Here is a 17,291-nt window from a genome sequence, read left to right as displayed (position 1 = left end):
TGCACGACCTCAGCGTATGGCACTCAGTGCCAGGCGTAAAGATACTGCGTACCCTTGGATGTTCCGATTCCGGCCGCTCTCTAGGGCTGGTCGAGCGCGGTCTCCAGCTCCTGGACGACCCGCCACAGCGGGGTGCCGCGCCGGGAGACGACCACCACGACGTCCTCGGGGCCCTGTTCGGCGACGACGGGCGGTGCCGCCCGCTGTCCGAAGGCGGACTGCACGTACCCGAGCGCGTGGTCCACCTCGGCGCCCGCGTCGCGCTCCCCGTCCGAACGCAGCCAGGAGCGCAGGGCGTTGTTGTGCGCGGCGACCACGGCGGCGGCGACCACGTCGGCGTGCAGGGTGCCGTCCGGCCGCCCGGCGAAGCGTCCGCGCAGATAGTCGGCGAGGGCACGCTCGTAGCGCCAGACGACCGAGAGTTCGTAGGCGCGGAGCCCCGGCACCTTCTTGGTGAGGCGGTACCGCTGTACGGAGAACGTCGGGTTCTCGTTGTACATCCGCAGCACGAGCCGGGCCGCGTCGCAGACCCGGCGCACGGGTTCGTGCTCGTCGCCGGAGGAGGACAGGAAGGCCGTCATGTCGGCGAGGCAGCGTTCGTGGTCGGGGAAGACCACGTCCTCCTTGGAGGGGAAGTAGCGGAAGAACGACCTCCGGCCGACCCCGGCCAGCGCCACGATGTCGTCGATGGTGGTCTGTTCGTAGCCCCGTTCCAGGAACAGCTGGAACGCGGCCGCCACCAGGGCGTCCCGCATGGGCGGCTTGGAGCTCATGGACGGGAACGTAGCACCAGGATGACACGGATGGCACTGAGTGCGCCGGCGTCGGGGAACTGAGTTCCCTCGGAGGGGCCTGGCGGTAGCTGATCGACGGGTCGAAACGATCGAGACGGTCGATACGATCCGCGGCATAGAGTGACCGCGACCGGCACGGCTCTCAGGGGGACCCATGCGACTCCACGTCGACCAGCGCCATGAACGGGTGCTCGCACTCGTCCGCGAGCGCGGCAGCCTGCGCGTCGCCGAACTCGCGGCCGAACTCGGCGTCTCCGCCGTCACCTTGAGGCGGGACGTGGAGGCGCTGGCCGGCCAGGGCCGGGTGCGGCGACTGCACGGCGCGGTGGTCTGGCCCGGCGACGGGACCACCGCGGAGACGCGGGCGCGGCGGGAACCCGCCGCGGAGAACGCGGGAGCCGCGCGGTCCGGGTCCGTCGCGGGCGTCGTGATCGGAATGATCGTGCCCACCACCGCCTCGGCCTTCGCCGACCTGGTGCGCGGCGCCCGCGAGGCCGTGGCCGCGCAGGGCGGCCGGCTCGTCCTCGGGGTCTCCGGACACGTCGACACGGAGGACGCCGTCCAGGCCGGGCATCTCCTCGCGGGCGGCGCCGAGGGACTGCTCGTCGCGCCGAGCTGGTCCACGGGCGCGCCCGTCGACGGCCAGGAGCGGTGGCTCCTCGAAAGGGAGGTGCCCGTCGTCCTCGTCGAACGCGCCGCCCCGCCGGGCAGCCCCGCCGCCGCCCTCGACCGGGTGCGCACCGACCACGCCCACGGAGCCGCCGTCGCCGTCGGCCACTTCGCCGCGCTGGGCCACCGCAGGATCACCGCCGTACTCCAGGAGGGCCCGCACGCCGACCGGATCCTGAAGGGCTACCGGTCGGCCGTGCGCTCTCTCGGTCTCGACGACATCCGGGACGCCCCCTCCTTCCCCGAACACGGCGACCACGAATCCAGCGTCGAGCACCTGGTCGACGCGGTGCGCGGACGCGGAGTCACCGCCGCCCTCGTGCACGGCGACGAGGACGCGATCGTGCTCGTGCCCCGCCTCCAGGCCCGCGGCATCCGCGTCCCCGACGACCTGGCGCTCATCGCCTACGACGACGAGGTCGCGGGCCTCGCCGACGTCCCGCTCACCGCCGTCGCCCCGCCGAGGCGGTCGGTGGGGGAGGAGGCCGCGAAGCTCCTGCTGCGCCGCCTCGCCGAACGCGGCAGCGGACAGGCGCCGGCCCCTCGTCAACACATCGAGCTCCTCCCCGAGTTGAGGATCCGCTCGTCCTGCGGAACAGGATCACGCGCCCGGTGACCACGGGCCGACCGTTTTGATCATTCCGTTCTGATCATTCCGCGCGAACGCTCTCGACCAAGGAGAACCGGCATGCCCACCAGACCCCCCGCCCGCCCCCACGTCCTGTACGTCACCGACCTGGCCTACCCGGCCCGCGGGCGCCGCTACTGCGACGAGGACATCCACCTGGCCTCCCGGCTGCGCGAGGACTTCGACCTGGCGCTGTGCCATCCGCTCGACGCCGCCGCGCTGATGGACGGCTTCGACGCGGTCGTCGTCCGCAACAGCGGGCCCGTGCTCGGATACCGGGCGGAGTACGAGGCGTTCCGCGAGCACGCGCTGCGCACCGGAGCCCGCGTCTACAACCAGCTGTCGGGCCGCGCGGACATGGCGGGCAAGCAGTACCTCCTCGATCTCACCGCCGCCGGGTTCCCGGTGATCCCGACCGTCGACCGGGCCGAGGACCTGGACCGGCTGCCCCGCACGGACCGCTACGTGGTCAAGCCCAAGCTGGGCGCCGACTCCATCGGCCTGGAGATCGTCCCGGCCGGCCGGCTGGCCGCGTCCGCCGACGGAAGCGTCCTGATCCAGCCGTGCGTCGACTTCTCGTACGAGGTGTCCTTCTATTTCGTCGACCACGACTTCCAGTACGCCCTCCACGCCCCGGACACCGAGAAGCGCTGGCAGCTCGAACCCTATGAACCCGGCCCCGGGGACCTGGAGTTCGCCCAGCGGTTCATCGACTGGAACGGCATCGGCCACGGCATCCAGCGCGTCGACGCCTGCCGCGCCCCGGACGGTGAGCTGCTCCTCGTCGAACTGGAGGACCTGAACCCGTACCTCTCCCTAGACGCCCTCGACGACGTCCGGCGGGACGCGTTCGTCGCGGCGCTGAAGGCGTCCCTGCACCGGTTCGTGCGCGGGTGACGCCGCACTGAACCACCGCGGCCGTCCGCGCGTATCTCTTGCGGGGGACCGTGGACGTCCGTGCGCGCGGAACGGAAGGAGAGCAGTGTGTCTACACCGCCCGAACCGGGATCCTCGTCAGGCGGCCCGGTCCTGGAACCCGCCCGAGTGCTGCGCCGCCGCCGCTCCGACAACCTCGCGGCGCTGATGCGGGAGCCCCGCCGGGACTCCTCCGTCTTCGAGTCGGTGCCGGTGCACAGACCGTTGTTCGGCTCGGAGGCCGAGACACAGGAACTGCCGCCCGTACCCGCCGAGTCGCACCCGCTCCCGACCCCGACCGCCTTCGGTCCCGGGCTGCGCCGGGCCGCGATCGTGGTCGGGGTGAGCGCCGCCGCGCTGGTCGGCTTCGCCTGCGCCCTGCTGCTGCCGGGCAGGGGCGAGGCCAGCACGGCGCAGCCGGTCGGCACGCCCACTCCGGTGACCTCCGCCCCGGCCGCCGGCCCGGCCACCACCCCGGGGACCACCGACCCGGACGGCCCCGGCACCCTCCGCGAGGGCGACAGCGGCCCCCAGGTGACGGAGCTGGAGCAGCGCCTCCTGCGCATCCCGAACGTCTACGAGAACGGCTCGACGAGCGGCCGGTACGACGCGACGCTCACGGCGGCGGTCGCCCGCTTCCAGCTCTGGTACGGCATCCGGGGTGACGAGAACGGTGTCTACGGCGACGACACCCGCAAGGACCTGGAGTCCCGCACGACGCTGGGCGACGGCCAGTAGGCGACCGGGGTCCCGACTGCGTGGCAGGGCCTGGCCAAAGCCGCTGCCGGAGGGGCGGTGAAGCCTCATCATGGACAGCGCGGCGCCGCAGGTCGGCGGTGTCGTGCCCGTTCCGAACCGAAGGCCACGCCGATGAGCGGCTCGCGCGTCCCGGGTCTGATCCTGCCGGGAGTCCTTCTGCTGGCCCTCGTCGTGGGCGTGTTCTGGTACTGGCGGCACCGCGACGACGACTGACGTCGACCGGAGCCGGGTCAGCGTCCGGTGCTGTGTCCGACCAGGGCCTCGGTCACCGCGCGGACGCTGCGCGCGATGTGCTGGAGCTGGAGGACCTCGGCGGCGTACAGCTTGATGGTGTGCTCGATGACCGACTCGGGGAGGCCGATGCCGGGCAGGTCGGCGCGTGCGGTCTGGAGGGCGGTGCGGGCCACGCGGATCTCGTGCTGGACCTGGATCTGCGCGTGCCGGGCGAGCAGGACGGGGTGGCGGATGAACGCGGGGTAGCTGGCGTAGCGGGCCGGCACCAGCTCGCGCAGCCACTTGGCCGCCGAGCGCTCCCAGTCGTAGCTGCCGGGTGTCTTGACCTGACAGGGCCAGTCCTGGCTGATGCGCGTGGTGGTCAGTTGCATGTCATCGCTTCCCGGGGTGCGGCGTCGCGGGGGTGGGTCGACGGTGTGAGGCGGCCCCGGCCCAGGGGATGACCGAGGCCGCCTTGGGCGCTCGCGGAGGCGATGCCCTACCGAACACGCCCGGCGCCGAGGCGGGTAGGAATCGACGGCGGGGAGTGTTCGTGCGAGAGCCCCGGGAGGCGGTGGTCGCCGGCGCGGCGGGTCGAGCGGAGATGCGCATGGGCGGACCGGGCTTTCTCGGGGCGGGTGCGATCCGTGAGCAGTATTTATATATGCCGTCCGCTTTGCAAGGCGTATGAAAACATTCATGCGCGCAATGGGTGGAATCGCCCCCATGCGTATCTGTATGAGGGGGGAGTGGCGGGTCAGTCCCGCATGAAGAACTGGTGCTGCTCGGCGATCTGCTCGTAGTCCTCCAAGCGCGCCTGCGTCCGCTCGGGATCGGCGTCCGTCATGGCCTGGAGCAGGGCGGAGGCCATCATGCCGGGGGCCGCGTACGAGTCGAAGACCAGGCGGGAGCCGGTACCCGTGGCAAAGGTGACGTCGGCCTCGTCGGCCAGCGCGCCCAGCGCCAGATCGGTCACGAGGGCCACCTTGAGCCCGGCGCTGCGCGCCACCCGGATCGCGGTGAGCGTCTCGTGCGCGTGCCGGGGCATGTCGAACGCGAGCAGCCAGGTGCCGCCCGCCTCGCGGGACTGCAGGATCGCGTCGTAGGCGACGCTGCCGCCCCGGGTCACCAGCCGTACGTCCGGGTGGATACGGCGTGCCGCGTACGCGAAGTACTCGGCGAGCGAGACGGAGATGCGCAGGCCGAGGACGGTCAGCGGGGTGGACGCCGACAGCTCGCGGCCGACCTCGATCAGCCGGTCGGGGTCGGCGAAGTCCCGGCGCAGGTTCTCCAGGTTCTCGATCTCGGCGTCGACCGCGGCCTGCAGTTCGTTGCTGCGGTTCACCTCGGCCGCCGCCGGGCCGCCCGCGAGGGTGCGCAGGGCGATCGCCTGGAGCCGCTCCCGTAGCGCCGGGTAACCGCTGAAGCCGACCGCCGCCGCGAACCGGGTCACCGAGGGCTGGCTGACGCCGACGCGCTCCGCGAGATCGGTGATGGAGAGGAACGCGGCCTCGGTGATGTGCTCGATCAGGTACTGGGCGATGCGCCGCTGACCCGGTGACAGCCGTGGCCTGTCGAAGAGTTCCCTGAGTTGGGACGTCGGTGCCGCGCCGACTTCCGGGTCGGTTCTGCCCGAGGTGATCGCCGATGCCTGGGCGCGTGCCTGCTGCGGCGATGGCACCGGTGCGCCTCCTTTGTCTCCCACAGCCACTCAACATAGCTCACAGAGCGTTGTGACCAGAGAGTGATCAGCGGCGGTAGATGGTGATCGAATGACCGACTTGATCGATCGGACGACTGCTGTCGATCAACTCGGCCAGTTTCCCCTGTGCCTTGTCGATCGCGGTGTCCGAGACGACCAGCAGCCCGTGCACCTCGCGCGCTCCCGCCCTGCGCGGATCGGACGACTCGATGCCGTAGTACGACGGCACCCCGCTGCCCTTGTAGACGAGCCAGACCCGCTCGCCCGGGTACCGCTCGCGCAGCCGGTCGGCGAGGCGGCCGAGGTCCTGGCCCCAGTCCACGTTGGAGTCGTGCAGCCGCAGATAGGTCTTCGAGGGGCCGCCGAACGCCTCGTTGGAGTACGGCAGGTAGTAGGGGAACGTCCGCAGCGAACTGACCGCGACGAACGCCACCAGCAGCCCCGTCGACAGCGGAGCCCACCGCCACCACGACCGCAGCGCCGGCACACAGGCCGCCGTGACCGCGAGGAACATCGGCACGAAGATCGCGTACCGCGTCCCGAAGTCCCGCGAGCCGTCCATCGCCGTGGCCAGCAGCACGGCCGTCGGGACCAGCAGATACGGCGCCGCGGGCCGCGACCGCCGCACCGCCACGACCGCGACGGCACCCGCCGCCCACAGCGCGAGCATGCCGAGCGGTGTCTTCACCAGCAGGGCCGCCGGGAGGTAGTACCAGTGCGACCCGGTGTAGAGGTGCCCGAACAGGAAGCCCTGCCACGGGTAGTCCTCCATGCCGAACTGGATGAGCATCCCGTCCCGGAACGGCCGCGGGAACGGCAGCAGCGGCACCAACTGCCCGCGCAGCCCGTGGATCACGGGCACCGCCGTCGTGGACGTGAACCGCAGCCGCGGATCGACGACGAGATACGACGCCCATACGACGGCCAGCGCGACCACGGCCACGACGGCCGCGCCCGCCGTCCCGAGCGCCAACGCCCTGAGCCGGGTGGCGCGTTCGGCCGGGCGGCGGGCGGACCACACCGACGCGACGGCGAGCAGCATGAGGACGGGCACGGCGGGCAGGGCGCTCATCTTCGTCGCCACGGCGGCCCCGAGCGCGGCCCCCGCGAGCGGCAGATACAGCGTCGGCCGCCCTCTGGCCCGCCACAGCAGCCACACCGACGTCAGCAGAAAGCCCGCCTCGGGCACGTCGAGCGTGGCCAGCGAGCCGTGCGCGATGATGTCGGGCGAGAACGCGTACAGCGCGAGCGCGATCAACCCCCGGGCGGGTCCCACGAGTTCCCGCGCGAAGGCGAACACGACCAGCCCGAAGAGCAGGGTCAGGACGATCACCGGCAGACGGGCCCAGAACATCAGCCGCCAGGGGTCGTTGCCCGACTCGTAGAGCAGATGGCGCCCCAACGCACCTTGATTTCCTTGGTAGTCGGCGTCGAAGTGCGGGTCGGCGACGGCGATCCCGGCCGCGATCACCAGCTTCCCGAGAGGCGGGTGCTCGGGGTTGTAGTCGAGGCTGTGCTCCCGCAGGTAGACGGTGGCCGTGGCCACGTACACCGGCTCGTCGATGGTCGGTGTCTGCTGCACGGCGGTCGTGATCATCACGGCGGCCATCTGTGCGAGGAGCACCACCACGAGGAGCGGCAGCAGCCATCGCTTGCGGTGCCGCAGCCCGGCGTACAGGCGTGCCGACCGGGAGCCGACGACGCGTGGCGGAGCGTCCCCGCCGCCCGTGTCGTCGAGCGTGCCGGGGTCGAGGACCGAGTGCTGTTCGCGCGCCATCATCCGCCCTGCGGTGAGGCCGGCCGCGTGGTGGCGGGAGCGAAGCGGAGCCGGGGCATGGCCCTACTGTCGCACCGCTCCCGCCACCTGGGGCGTCACCGCTTCAGGAGTCGTACCGACAGACCTTCCGCCGTATACAGCGGTACGGCCCGCAGCGTGTCCGAGTTCACCGTGACGCGGTCGAACTGGCCGCGCAGCGAGGAGGCGCCCAGGACCCGCACCGTGGAGCCCGCGGCCGGCGGGTGTCCGGCGTCGAACCGCAGGGCCAGCACGCTGCCCCGGCCGAGCGTCGCGCGCCGGGTGACCTCGACGGCGGGCTGGTGGCCCGAGCGGAGCGTGACCTCAAGGGTCGCGGACTGCTGGGTGTAGGAGCCGTGGATCTGCGCGGACTCCGCCACCCGCAGCGAACCGCCGAGCACGCTCACGTCGCCGTGGCCCAGCGCGTGTGCCGAACCGGCCACCAGGACACCGGACGTGAGGAGGGTCCCGCCGGTGTACGCGTTGTGGCCGGTCAGGGTGAGGGTGCCGGAGCCCTGCTTGGTGAGGCCGCCGCAGCCGTCGATGTCGTTGCGCCAGGCGTCGGCCGCGCCGAAGCCCCCGGCCGCCGCGTCGAGGGCGACGACGACATCGGAGTCGAAGGAGCCGTAACCGTCCGCGGCGGCGAAGAGGTTGAGGCGGCCCCACTGCTCGAACCCGTCGAGCAGGACGTACCCGGACGGCAGCGCGGTGGTGCGCAGCACCTCGCGGCGCTGGGCCGCGGAGAGGTACGGCAGCCGGGTCTCCAGCAGCACCTCCGCGCCCTTGGGCACGGTGAGCGCCTTGTCACGGCCGCTGCGGGGGAGCACGTAGGTGAACTTGTCGCGCACCAGACGGGAGTTGGCGGTGCGGTCCGCGTACGGGTCGGTCGCGGTGGTCGCCGCGTGGGCGTAGGCGTACAGGGTGTCCGCCGTCGTGCCGGTCCGCGCCTCGAAGTAGGCGAGTGCCTGGGCGCGCGCCGCGGTCTTGAGCGCCGCGTTGGCCGGGTCGGCGAGCGTGGCGGCGGCCAGCGCGGTGGCCATGACGCGGCCGCCGATGACGTCGACCGTCGAGTGCATGCCGGCCATGATCCGGGTGTGGCTCAACTCGAAGGTACGGGTGACCAGTTCCTGGAAGCGCTCCGGTACGGCGTACGCGTAGGCGAGGCCCGCCAGGTGGAAGGCGTTGGTGTGACCGCTGGGGAAGCCGCCGTCGTCGACCGGTGACGTGCTGCGCTGGCGCAGGAGTTGAGGGGCGACGACGACCTTGGAGTCGTAGACCGGGTAGCCGAGCGAGTCGACCTCGCCGGTGTCGACGACCTCGCTCCGCTCGTTCATGCGCCACGGACGCGGGTACTGGTAGGCGTACTTGGCGGGGTTGCCCGAGGCGTAGTTGCCGCGCACGGTGTCGACCAGTTCGGCCACCTTGCCGAGCACCGAGTCGTGCGAGCCGGCGCCGAGCGCGGCACCGGCGGGCGCGTCGGCGGGGACGGCGTCGCTGATGGTCGTCGCGGGCGTCCCTTCGGGGGCGCTGGTGATCGAAGTGACCGCCAGGGCACCGGACTTGTAGAGGTCGGCCAGCGGACCGAGGCCCGCGATCATCGCGTAGCTCTGGTGCTGGCGGTCGTAGAGGAACGCCTCCTTCGCCTGTGCCTGGGTGCGCCGGGTGGTGAGGTCGGCGCAGTACCGCATGTTGGCGCGCAGGATCTCGGGGCGCAGCGGTGTGCCGGTGTTCCAGGCGGCGCCGGTCTTCCATGTCAGCGCCATGCCGCCGAGGACGCGGACCACGGCGTTGGTCTCGGGCGTGAGGTTCGTGCTGACGTTGCTCTTGTAGTCGTCGACGAAGGGCAGCGGGGACGTGCCGGCCTTGGCGTCCGCGGCGGCCAGCCAACTGACCAGCGTGGGCGCGGCGACCACGGCGGCCGAGGCGCCGAGCGAGGTCTTGAGGAAACCACGTCTGTTCACGGCGGGTCGAACGTCGTTCGTGCGCTGCCCGGCGGGTGACGGCATGGGTGTGCCTCTCTTGAGGTCTGCGGCGGTGAGGCCGGTGGGGTCGTGCGATCGGCTGTGGTGCGCGGTGCGACGCGAGAAAGCGCATACGTCGGGTGATGCGTACGTGCGAAGATTTGCGGCGGGCCGTGTCCCGTTGGAAGGGGTTCGGCGTCCGTCACATGGCCCCCGGGTGAACGGGGGCCGTGCGGTTCACAGGATCGATCGGGCCAGCGCCACCGCGCCCTCGACGGGCGGCACTTGGATCGGCTGGGGTCGCGCCCCCGGCAGCCGCTCGGCGAGCGCGGCGGTGACCGCGTCGTACAGCCTGGGCTGGGCGAGGATGGTGCCGCCCGAGACCACCACGTCGTCGACGGGGACGCCGCGTTCGGCGAGCCGTACGACGAGTGCGGCGAGGGACCGGCCGGCCTCCGCTATCACCTCGCGCGCGAGGAGCGAGCCGGCGTCGGCGGCGGTGAAGACGACGCGGGCGTGACGGCCCCAGTCGGCGGAGACGTCGGAAGCGCTTTCCAACGCGTCGCCCAGCGCGGGGACTTCGGCCACGGCGAACGCTTCGACGAGTCCCTTGGCGAGGTGGTCCGGGGCCTCGCCCCGGTCGTGCGCGGCCCAGGCGGCGCGGGCCGCCTCGCGGACGAGTCCCGCGGCGCCGCCCTCGTCGCCGAGCACCGCGCCCCAGCCGCCGACCTGGAGCCGGCCGCCGTCCGCGAGCAGGCCCACCGCGACGGAGCCGGTGCCGGCCACGAGGCCGACACCCTTGTCCAACCCGGCGGCGGGGACGAGGAGTTCGGCGTCGCCCACCACGAGGACGGGAGTCCCGAGACGGTCCTCCAGCGCGGCACGGATCCCGGCGCACTGCCGGGGTGTCTCGCAGGCGTGTCCGCCCACGGCGACCGCGGCCGGGCGCGTGTGCGCGGGCAGGACGTCGTGGACGACGGCGGTCAGCCAGTCGGCGGCGGCCACGGGGTCGTGCGGCCGCCAGCCGCTGCTGGTACGGATGTGGTCGGCGACGACATCCGTACCCGCGCAGGCGCGCAGATGTGTCTTGGTGCCACCCACGTCGATGCCGACCACGAGGGGCGTGGAGTCCTGCACGGAACCTCTTTCGTCGTTGCGCGTGCTGCGACGGTGGGCGAACCGTGTCCGCGGGAGCGGTGGTTGGAGCACTAGGGAAGCCCCGGGACGGGCTTCTGACGGACCACGGCAGGCGAGTACCGTGACGTTCGTTAGGAAGTTAACTAACGAAGTACAGTGCGTCAAGAGTCATTGCGAACTCGGTCACGGGCACCGCCGCCCGGGCCCGCGTGACGTCAGGACATCCCATCGCCGCGCCCCACGGACACCCCGCCGGGCGCGGCCAGCGAACTGGGGGAAGCGTGGAACACGTCGTGGCGCAGGAGTCCCGGCTGACCGAGAGCGCGAGCGCGGTCTTCGAGGTGCTGGCGCGAGCCGGCAGTGCCACCCGGCCGCAGCTGGCCAGCCTGGCCGGCCTGTCCAAGCCGACGGTGTCCTCCGCCGTCGTGGAGCTGGAGCAGGTCCGGCTCGCCGCCCACTCCGGCACCGCCTCCGGCGGCACGGGACGCAACGCGGCCGTCTACCGGCTCGGCCCGGCCGCGGGCGCCGTACTCGCCGTCGATCTCGGCCCGGCCCTCACCCGGGTCCGCGGCTGCGCCCTGGACGGCACCCCGCTGGCCGAGGCGACCGGCTCCCGGGAGGACGCGGCCGATGCCGTCCGGGAGGCCCTGGACGCGCTGCCCGCGGGCACCCCGCTGCGCACGGTCGTCGTCGCCGTCGGTGATGTCGCCGCACGCGACCGCGCGGGCGCCGGCATGCGCCCCGCGACCGCCAAGGCGGGCCCGGTGTTCGACGCCATGACGGTCGCCCTGCCGCCGGGCGTGCCGGTCCACCTGGAGAACAACGTCAACTGCGCCGCCCTCGCCGAACTGCACGAGGGCGCCGCCCGGGGCCGCACCACCTTCGGCTATCTCCGCATCGGCGTCGGCATCGGTCTCGGCATCGTCGTCGGCGGCCATGTGCTGCGCGGCGCGAACGGCGCGGCCGGTGAGCTGGCCCGGCTGCCCTACCCCTGGCACGACGCCGTGGAGCCCCGCCGTGAGGCCCTGGAGGAGTACGTGGGCGCCCGCTCGCTGCTGCGCCGGGCCGCCGCGGCCTGGCAGGACACCGACGGGCCGCGGCCGGGCAGCGCGGACCGGCTCTTCGCGCTCGCCCGCCAGGGGCACGGCACGGCCGCCGCGCTGGTCGGCCGGCACGCCGCCGACGTGGGCCGGCTGGCCGCCGCGGTGGCCGCCGTACTGGACCCGGGACTGATCGTCCTCGGGGGCAGCACGGGCACGGACCCGCAGCTCCTGCCCGGTGTGCGGGCCGAGCTGGAGCGGCTGAGCTGGCCCACCGAGGTGGTCAGCAGCACGGTCGGCGAACTGGGCACCGTGGTGGGCGCCGCCCGGCTCGCGGTGGCCAGAGGAGTCCAAACCGTGACCGATGGTGCGGGGGTGAAGGATTGACGGCCTCCGACTTGGTCTGCCAATGTCCGGACAAGCGCTTTCTAAGTCGGCCGGGACGCCGACTTGGGGTGAGCCTCCCAGCCCGTACGCGACGTACGGCAACCGCATGAGGGTGTGCTCGTGCGGTGACGGCCACGACGGCCGGGGACCTCGCCCCGTGCGGATGACACGGCCGGGCGAGGCCGCGCCCCCGGAAAGCGAACTTTCTTGCAAAATGCACCCGTGCCGCATCGGTCGGCGCCGTGCTCCGTCCCCTACGACGAAAAAGGGATCGAAGATGACCACTGTGGGTGTGCGGCGCTCCAGCCGACTCGGCCGCGGCGGCATGCGCCGCCTTGTTCCCCTCGCTGCCGTTGCCACGGCAGGTGCCCTGCTGCTCTCCGCCTGCGGATCGGGCTCCGAATCGGGCGGCAACGCGAAGTCGCTGACGTTCTGGATCTCCACGGTCCCCGGACAGGACGCGGGCTGGAAGAAGCTGGTCGCGCAGTACAAGAAGGAAACCGGCGTCAACGTCAAGCTCGTCAACATCCCCTACGACGGGTACCCGACGAAGCTGCACAACGCGGCGCAGGCCAACTCGCTGCCCGACGTGGCGGACGTCCCGGCGCTGGACCCGATCTGGTCGAGCAAGCTGATCGACCTCAGCTCCATCGCCAACAACAAGAGCTACAACATCAACTCGAACTTCCTCGCGAAGGACTCCTCGGGGAAGGTGCTGTCCATTCCCTCGGACGTCACCGCCTCCGGCCTGTTCATCAACAAGTCGCTCTTCGAGAAGGCCGGCGTCGCCGTCCCCGCCACGCCCACGGACACCTGGACCTGGACCGAGTTCATCGCCGCGGCCAACAAGGTCCGCGAGAAGACCGGCGCCAAGTACTCCCTGACCTTCGACCAGTCGCCGTCCCGGCTGCGCGCCATGGTGTACGAGATGGGCGGCAAGTACGTCCACGCGGACTCCTCCGGCAAGTTCTCGGTGGACGACGCCACCAAGAAGGCCGTCAAGTACTTCGTCGGTCTGAACGACGACAAGGTCATGCCCAAGTCGGTGTGGACCAGCGGCGCCGACCCGTCCGCCATGTTCCAGAGCGGTGACGTCGTCGCCTACTGGTCCGGCGTCTGGCAGGTCGCCTCCTTCGCGGACAGCGTCAAGAAGTTCGAGTGGGCGAGCGTCCCCACCCCGGCCCAGCCGGTGCAGGCCAGTGACGTCAACAGCGGCGGCATGATGGTGGGCTTCAACAACAACAGCGCCGCGGCCACCGCCGGGAAGAAGTTCATGTCCTGGGTGTACGAGCCGAAGAACTACACCGAGCTGGTCGAGACCTCCGGCTTCCTCCCGGTCGAGAGCGGCCTGAACCCGAAGTACCCGTTCAAGTCGGCGGCGGCCCAGGCGGCGTTCAAGCTCTACAACCAGGAGATCCCGCTGTACGCCCCCATCTCGGGCTACTTCAACAACGCGCAGACGGCCTGGGTGCTGAAGGGCAAGAGCCTCACCACCGACCCGACCAAGACGGAGCTCGGCAAGGCGATCAACGGCCAGCAGTCGGTCGACAAGGCCCTGCAGAACATCGTGGACGGCTACAACCAGGCGGTCGGCGGCTGATCGTGGGCCACGGGGCCGGGCGGCGGGAGCCGGACGCCGCCGCCCGCCCCGGGCACCCACGTCATGCCGGGCTCACGGCGTGAGCCACAGCGATCCATTCCACCAGTACGGAAGTCAGGAAGATGACACATAGCGCCGCGGACGTGTCCGTGAGGCCGCCCAGGAAACGACGTAGCACCTACACCCTCGCGCCGCTCGTCCTCATCGCGGCCAATGTCGTGCTCTTCGCGCTGTTCTTCGTGTGGCCTGCGGTGATCGGGCTCGTGTACTCGTTCACGAACTACACCGGAGTGGGGGCCTTCCAGTTCATCGGACTGGACAACTACCAGCACCTGTTCGGGGACTCCACCTTCTACGACGCGCTGTTCCGGACGCTGCTGTACACCGTCCTCGTCGTCCCGCTGAACTTCGTGCTGTCGCTGTTCATCGCCAACCTGGTGGTGAGCAAGCAGGCCAAGGGTGCCTCCGTCGCGCGTGTCGTCTTCTTCGTCCCGTGGCTCATCTCGCCCATCGTCGTCGGTGTCCTGTGGCGGTGGCTGTTCGGCGAGAACTTCGGACTGATCAACTACGTCATCGAGAAGCTCGGCGGGCACGCCATCGCGTGGCAGTCGAACGCGGACCTGTCGCTGGGCGTCGTGGTCATGGCCGGAGCCTGGTGGGGAACCGCCTTCTCGATGCTGCTGTTCATCGCCGCGATCAAGAACGTGCCGGTGTCGTACTACGAGGCGGCCTCGCTCGACGGCGCCGGTCCCTGGCGCCAGTTCAGGAGCATCACGCTGCCGAGCATCGCGCCCACCTCCTTCATCGTGATCCTGCTCAACACGATCAACGCCATGAAGGAATATCCCCTGTTCGTCTCCCTCAACAACGGCGGACCGGGCACCTCGAACAACCTGCTGGTCCAGTACATCTACGAGACCGGCTTCAACCGGGGCCAGATCGGCTACGCCAGCGCCGCGTCGTTCGTGCTCATGCTCATCCTGATGGCCGTCGCGATCATCCAGCTGGTCGTCAACCGACGGGTGGAGAACCGATGACAACCACCGACACGCCGCGTCCGGTCGACCCCCGGCCCGTCCGGACCCGCACCAGGAAGCAGCGCCGCAACGGCCGCGACGGCGGACTCCGGAGCGCGGTCCCCGCGACGACACTGCTGTGGATCCTGGCCGCCCTCTACGGGCTGCCGGTCGCGTGGTTCGTCCTCAGCTCCTTCAAGCCGGCCGGGGACCTGTTCTCCCTCCCGCTGACGGTGCTGCCGCACCACCCCACCGTGTCGGGCTACAAGGCGGCGTGGGACAGCGCCAACTTCTCCCAGTACTTCATCAACACGGCCCTCGTGTGCGTGATCACGACCATCCTCACGGTGGGCGTCAGCTGCTGCACCGGGTACGCGCTGGCCAAGTACGACAACCGGTGGCTGAAGTTCTTCTTCCTCTGCATCCTGGCCACCACGATGCTGCCGTCCGAGGTCATGCTCGCCCCCGAGTTCCTGGTGGTCCGCGACCTCGGCCTCTACAACTCGTTCGCCGGCATCATCCTCCCGGCCGTGCTCACCGCCACCGGCTGCTTCATGTTCCGCCAGTTCTTCCTGACGGTCCCCGACGAACTCGTCGAGGCCGCACGCATCGACGGCGCCCGTGAACTGTCCATCTTCCTGCGGATCATGGTGCCGATCTCCCGGCCGATCATGCTGACCCTCGCCATCCTGTCCTTCCAGTGGCGGTGGAACGACTACATCTGGCCGCTGCTGATGCTGAACGACCCGAACAAGTTCACCGTCCAGATCGGCATCCAGAGCCTCGTCGGCGCGCAGAACATCAACTGGTCGGTACTGCTGGGCGGTTCGGTCATCTCGATGATCCCGCTGATCGCCATCTTCCTGGTCTTCCAGCGGTACGTCATGAGCGCCGACATCAACGCGGGACTGAAGGACTGACTGTGCCCACCGCGCTCGACCACGCGTTCGTCCGGTCGGTGGCCCGCGCCGCCGACCGGACGGCCGTCCCCCTGGCGGCCGTCCCCGACGAGGAACCCGCCGGTGTCACCCATCGCGTCCTGGCGCGCCGGGTGAAGACCCTGGTCGCGGCGTACCGTTCGCCGGACTCGGCCCTGCACGGCAGCGGTCGGGCCGTCGCCGCCGCGCTCACCCACCTCCGCGCCCTCCGGGCCGCGCAGACCGGCACCGGTCTGTTCGCGGGCGGCGACAACGTGCAGTCGCCGCCGGACTCCGCGTTCACCGTCAACGACGTGTGCGACGCCCACGTCCTCGCGGTGGCCGCCGGTCCGGAACTGCGCGCGGTCGCCGCCGCCCTGGCCGAGATCGCCGGCGCCGCCTCCGGGAGCCTCCTGACCGGCGGGGTGCACACCCCGAACCACCGCTGGGAACTGAGCGCGGCCCTGGCCCGGCTGCACCGGTCGTTCCCCGACGGCCGGCTCCTCGACCGCGTCGAGCAGTGGCTCGCCGAGGGCATCGACATCGACGCGGAGGGCCTCTACTCGGAGCGCAGCGCCGTCTACGCCTCCCATGTGTCCAACCCCTCGCTCCTGCTGCTCGCCGACGTCCTCGGCCGCCCCGCCCTGCGGGACGCCGTGGAACGCAACCTCACCGCGACCCTGGACCTCATCAGGCCGGACGGCACGGTGGAGACCGTCCACTCCCGGCGCCAGGACCAGAAGCACCCGTTCCCGCTGGCGCCCTATCTCGCGCACTACCGGCTCCTCGCGATCCGCACCGGCCGAGGCGACCTCGGCAGGGCGGCCCGGCAGGCGGCGGCCGACGGCATCGACGACCCGAACCTCCTCGCCGAGACCCTCCTCGCCCCCGACCTCTGCCGCGAGCTGCCGCCGCCGGAGCCCGAACTCCTGCCCCGCGACCGCTACTTCACCACCGCACGCCTCGCCTCCCACGCCTCCGCCACCGCGCACAGCGTCCTGTACGGCGGCTCGGACGTGCCCGGACACCGGCGCATCCGCTCGGGCCTGGCCTGCAACCCCACCTTCCTGCGCCTGTTCGCGGGCGCCGCCGTCCTCGACGCGGTCCGCCTCTCCCGGGGCTTCTTCGACCTGGGCCCGTTCCGCGCCGCCGACACGCAACGCCTCGCGGACAACCGGTACCGGCTCACCGAGACCCAGTCGGCCGCCTACTACCAGCCCCTCCCGCCGGACCAGCGACGCTACGACGCCGTCTACCGCCTGGAGGACGAGGGCCGCTTCTCCGCCGCACTGTCCTTCGCGGACCGCCCCCGGGAAGAGGTCTCCCAAACGACCCGCGTCGACGTGGAGTTGCTGGACGACGGCGCCGACCTGCGGATCGACATCAGCGGCCCGCGGGTGCCCTGGTCCCTCGAACTTACCTTCCGCCCCGGGGGTGTCGTGGACGGGGCCGCGCCGATCGGCGACACCCGCTGGTGCCTGACGACCGGCCCGATGACCTACCGGGCCGGTGACGACGAGATCCGCGTCGAGGCCACCGTCGAGGCGGGCGAACCACTAGCGGGACCGGACCGGGAGGACGTACTGCGGTACGACCCGGGGCAGGACCTCACCGTGGTCGGCGGCACCGACGCGACGTCCGGGAACCGTGTCCACCTCGGTGGACACGGCCCGCAGACCCTGACCGTCGCCCTGCGTGCCCGCCGTCCCGCACCCGCCTCCTGACCCGACGACCCACGCCATGGCCACCTCAGGCACG

The 17,291-nt window shown here is 71.4% G+C and carries 14 protein-coding genes; 8 read left to right on the top strand and 6 right to left on the bottom strand.

The window, feature by feature from the left end:
- Positions 1-80 precede the first annotated feature (80 nt).
- Positions 81-755 carry a TetR family transcriptional regulator gene (locus ACIPTO_RS19255; protein WP_366318277.1) on the bottom strand — a complete coding sequence of 225 codons (675 nt, stop codon included), beginning with the start codon at positions 753-755 and terminating at the stop codon, positions 81-83.
- A gap of 193 nt (positions 756-948) precedes the next feature.
- Between ACIPTO_RS19255 and ACIPTO_RS19250 the strand changes: the two genes are divergently transcribed.
- The 3 genes from ACIPTO_RS19250 (at position 949) to ACIPTO_RS19240 (ending at position 3,744) form a co-directional block, all read left to right on the top strand.
- Positions 949-2,079 (top strand): substrate-binding domain-containing protein, encoded by a 1,131-nt coding sequence (locus tag ACIPTO_RS19250; protein WP_401193564.1) that lies wholly within the window; start codon positions 949-951, stop codon positions 2,077-2,079.
- 72 nt (positions 2,080-2,151) lie between these two features.
- Entirely contained in the window at positions 2,152-2,988 is an 837-nt protein-coding gene (locus ACIPTO_RS19245; protein ID WP_366317201.1) for a hypothetical protein, read from the top strand.
- Positions 2,989-3,075: 87 nt separating this feature from the next.
- On the top strand, positions 3,076-3,744 hold the full coding sequence (locus tag ACIPTO_RS19240; RefSeq protein WP_401193562.1) for a peptidoglycan-binding protein: 669 nt from the start codon (positions 3,076-3,078) through the stop codon (positions 3,742-3,744).
- 251 nt (positions 3,745-3,995) lie between these two features.
- Here ACIPTO_RS19240 and ACIPTO_RS19235 read toward each other — a convergent pair whose 3' ends face one another.
- The 5 genes from ACIPTO_RS19235 to ACIPTO_RS19215 all read right to left on the bottom strand — a co-directional run bounded on the left by ACIPTO_RS19235 (position 3,996) and on the right by ACIPTO_RS19215 (position 10,573).
- Entirely contained in the window at positions 3,996-4,370 is a 375-nt protein-coding gene (locus tag ACIPTO_RS19235; RefSeq protein ID WP_019064417.1) for a hypothetical protein, read from the bottom strand.
- Between the two features lie 365 nt (positions 4,371-4,735).
- A complete protein-coding gene (locus ACIPTO_RS19230; RefSeq protein ID WP_366317205.1) occupies positions 4,736-5,659 on the bottom strand; it encodes a MurR/RpiR family transcriptional regulator in 924 nt (307 codons plus the stop codon).
- 67 nt (positions 5,660-5,726) lie between these two features.
- Positions 5,727-7,460 carry a phospholipid carrier-dependent glycosyltransferase gene (locus tag ACIPTO_RS19225; RefSeq protein WP_401193557.1) on the bottom strand — a complete coding sequence of 578 codons (1,734 nt, stop codon included), beginning with the start codon at positions 7,458-7,460 and terminating at the stop codon, positions 5,727-5,729.
- Positions 7,461-7,552: 92 nt separating this feature from the next.
- The gene (locus ACIPTO_RS19220; RefSeq protein ID WP_401193555.1) at positions 7,553-9,481 is read right to left on the bottom strand and encodes a phosphatase PAP2 family protein; all 1,929 of its coding nucleotides are present in this window, start codon (positions 9,479-9,481) and stop codon (positions 7,553-7,555) included.
- A 192-nt stretch (positions 9,482-9,673) separates the two neighbouring features.
- Positions 9,674-10,573, bottom strand: a complete 900-nt coding sequence (locus tag ACIPTO_RS19215; RefSeq protein ID WP_401193553.1) for an N-acetylglucosamine kinase — start codon at positions 10,571-10,573, stop codon at positions 9,674-9,676.
- 281 nt (positions 10,574-10,854) lie between these two features.
- Between ACIPTO_RS19215 and ACIPTO_RS19210 the strand changes: the two genes are divergently transcribed.
- From ACIPTO_RS19210 to ACIPTO_RS19190, 5 genes are all read left to right on the top strand, one after another.
- Positions 10,855-12,000 carry an ROK family protein gene (locus tag ACIPTO_RS19210; protein ID WP_401193551.1) on the top strand — a complete coding sequence of 382 codons (1,146 nt, stop codon included), beginning with the start codon at positions 10,855-10,857 and terminating at the stop codon, positions 11,998-12,000.
- A 277-nt stretch (positions 12,001-12,277) separates the two neighbouring features.
- A complete protein-coding gene (locus ACIPTO_RS19205) occupies positions 12,278-13,600 on the top strand; it encodes a sugar ABC transporter substrate-binding protein (RefSeq protein ID WP_366317215.1) in 1,323 nt (440 codons plus the stop codon).
- Between the two features lie 122 nt (positions 13,601-13,722).
- Entirely contained in the window at positions 13,723-14,637 is a 915-nt protein-coding gene (locus tag ACIPTO_RS19200; RefSeq protein ID WP_401193548.1) for a carbohydrate ABC transporter permease, read from the top strand.
- A complete protein-coding gene (locus tag ACIPTO_RS19195) occupies positions 14,634-15,536 on the top strand; it encodes a carbohydrate ABC transporter permease (protein ID WP_366317219.1) in 903 nt (300 codons plus the stop codon). Before ACIPTO_RS19200 ends, ACIPTO_RS19195 begins: the two co-directional genes overlap by 4 nt.
- A gap of 2 nt (positions 15,537-15,538) precedes the next feature.
- Positions 15,539-17,257 (top strand): hypothetical protein, encoded by a 1,719-nt coding sequence (locus tag ACIPTO_RS19190; RefSeq protein ID WP_401193545.1) that lies wholly within the window; start codon positions 15,539-15,541, stop codon positions 17,255-17,257.
- Positions 17,258-17,291 lie beyond the last annotated feature (34 nt).

Origin of the sequence: Streptomyces sp. NPDC090083 (genome assembly GCF_044747445.1) — a bacterium.
Classification (GTDB): Bacteria; Actinomycetota; Actinomycetes; order Streptomycetales; family Streptomycetaceae; genus Streptomyces.
Note: the sequence above shows the minus strand (reverse complement) of the source record. Positions and strands in the feature narration are given on the sequence as shown.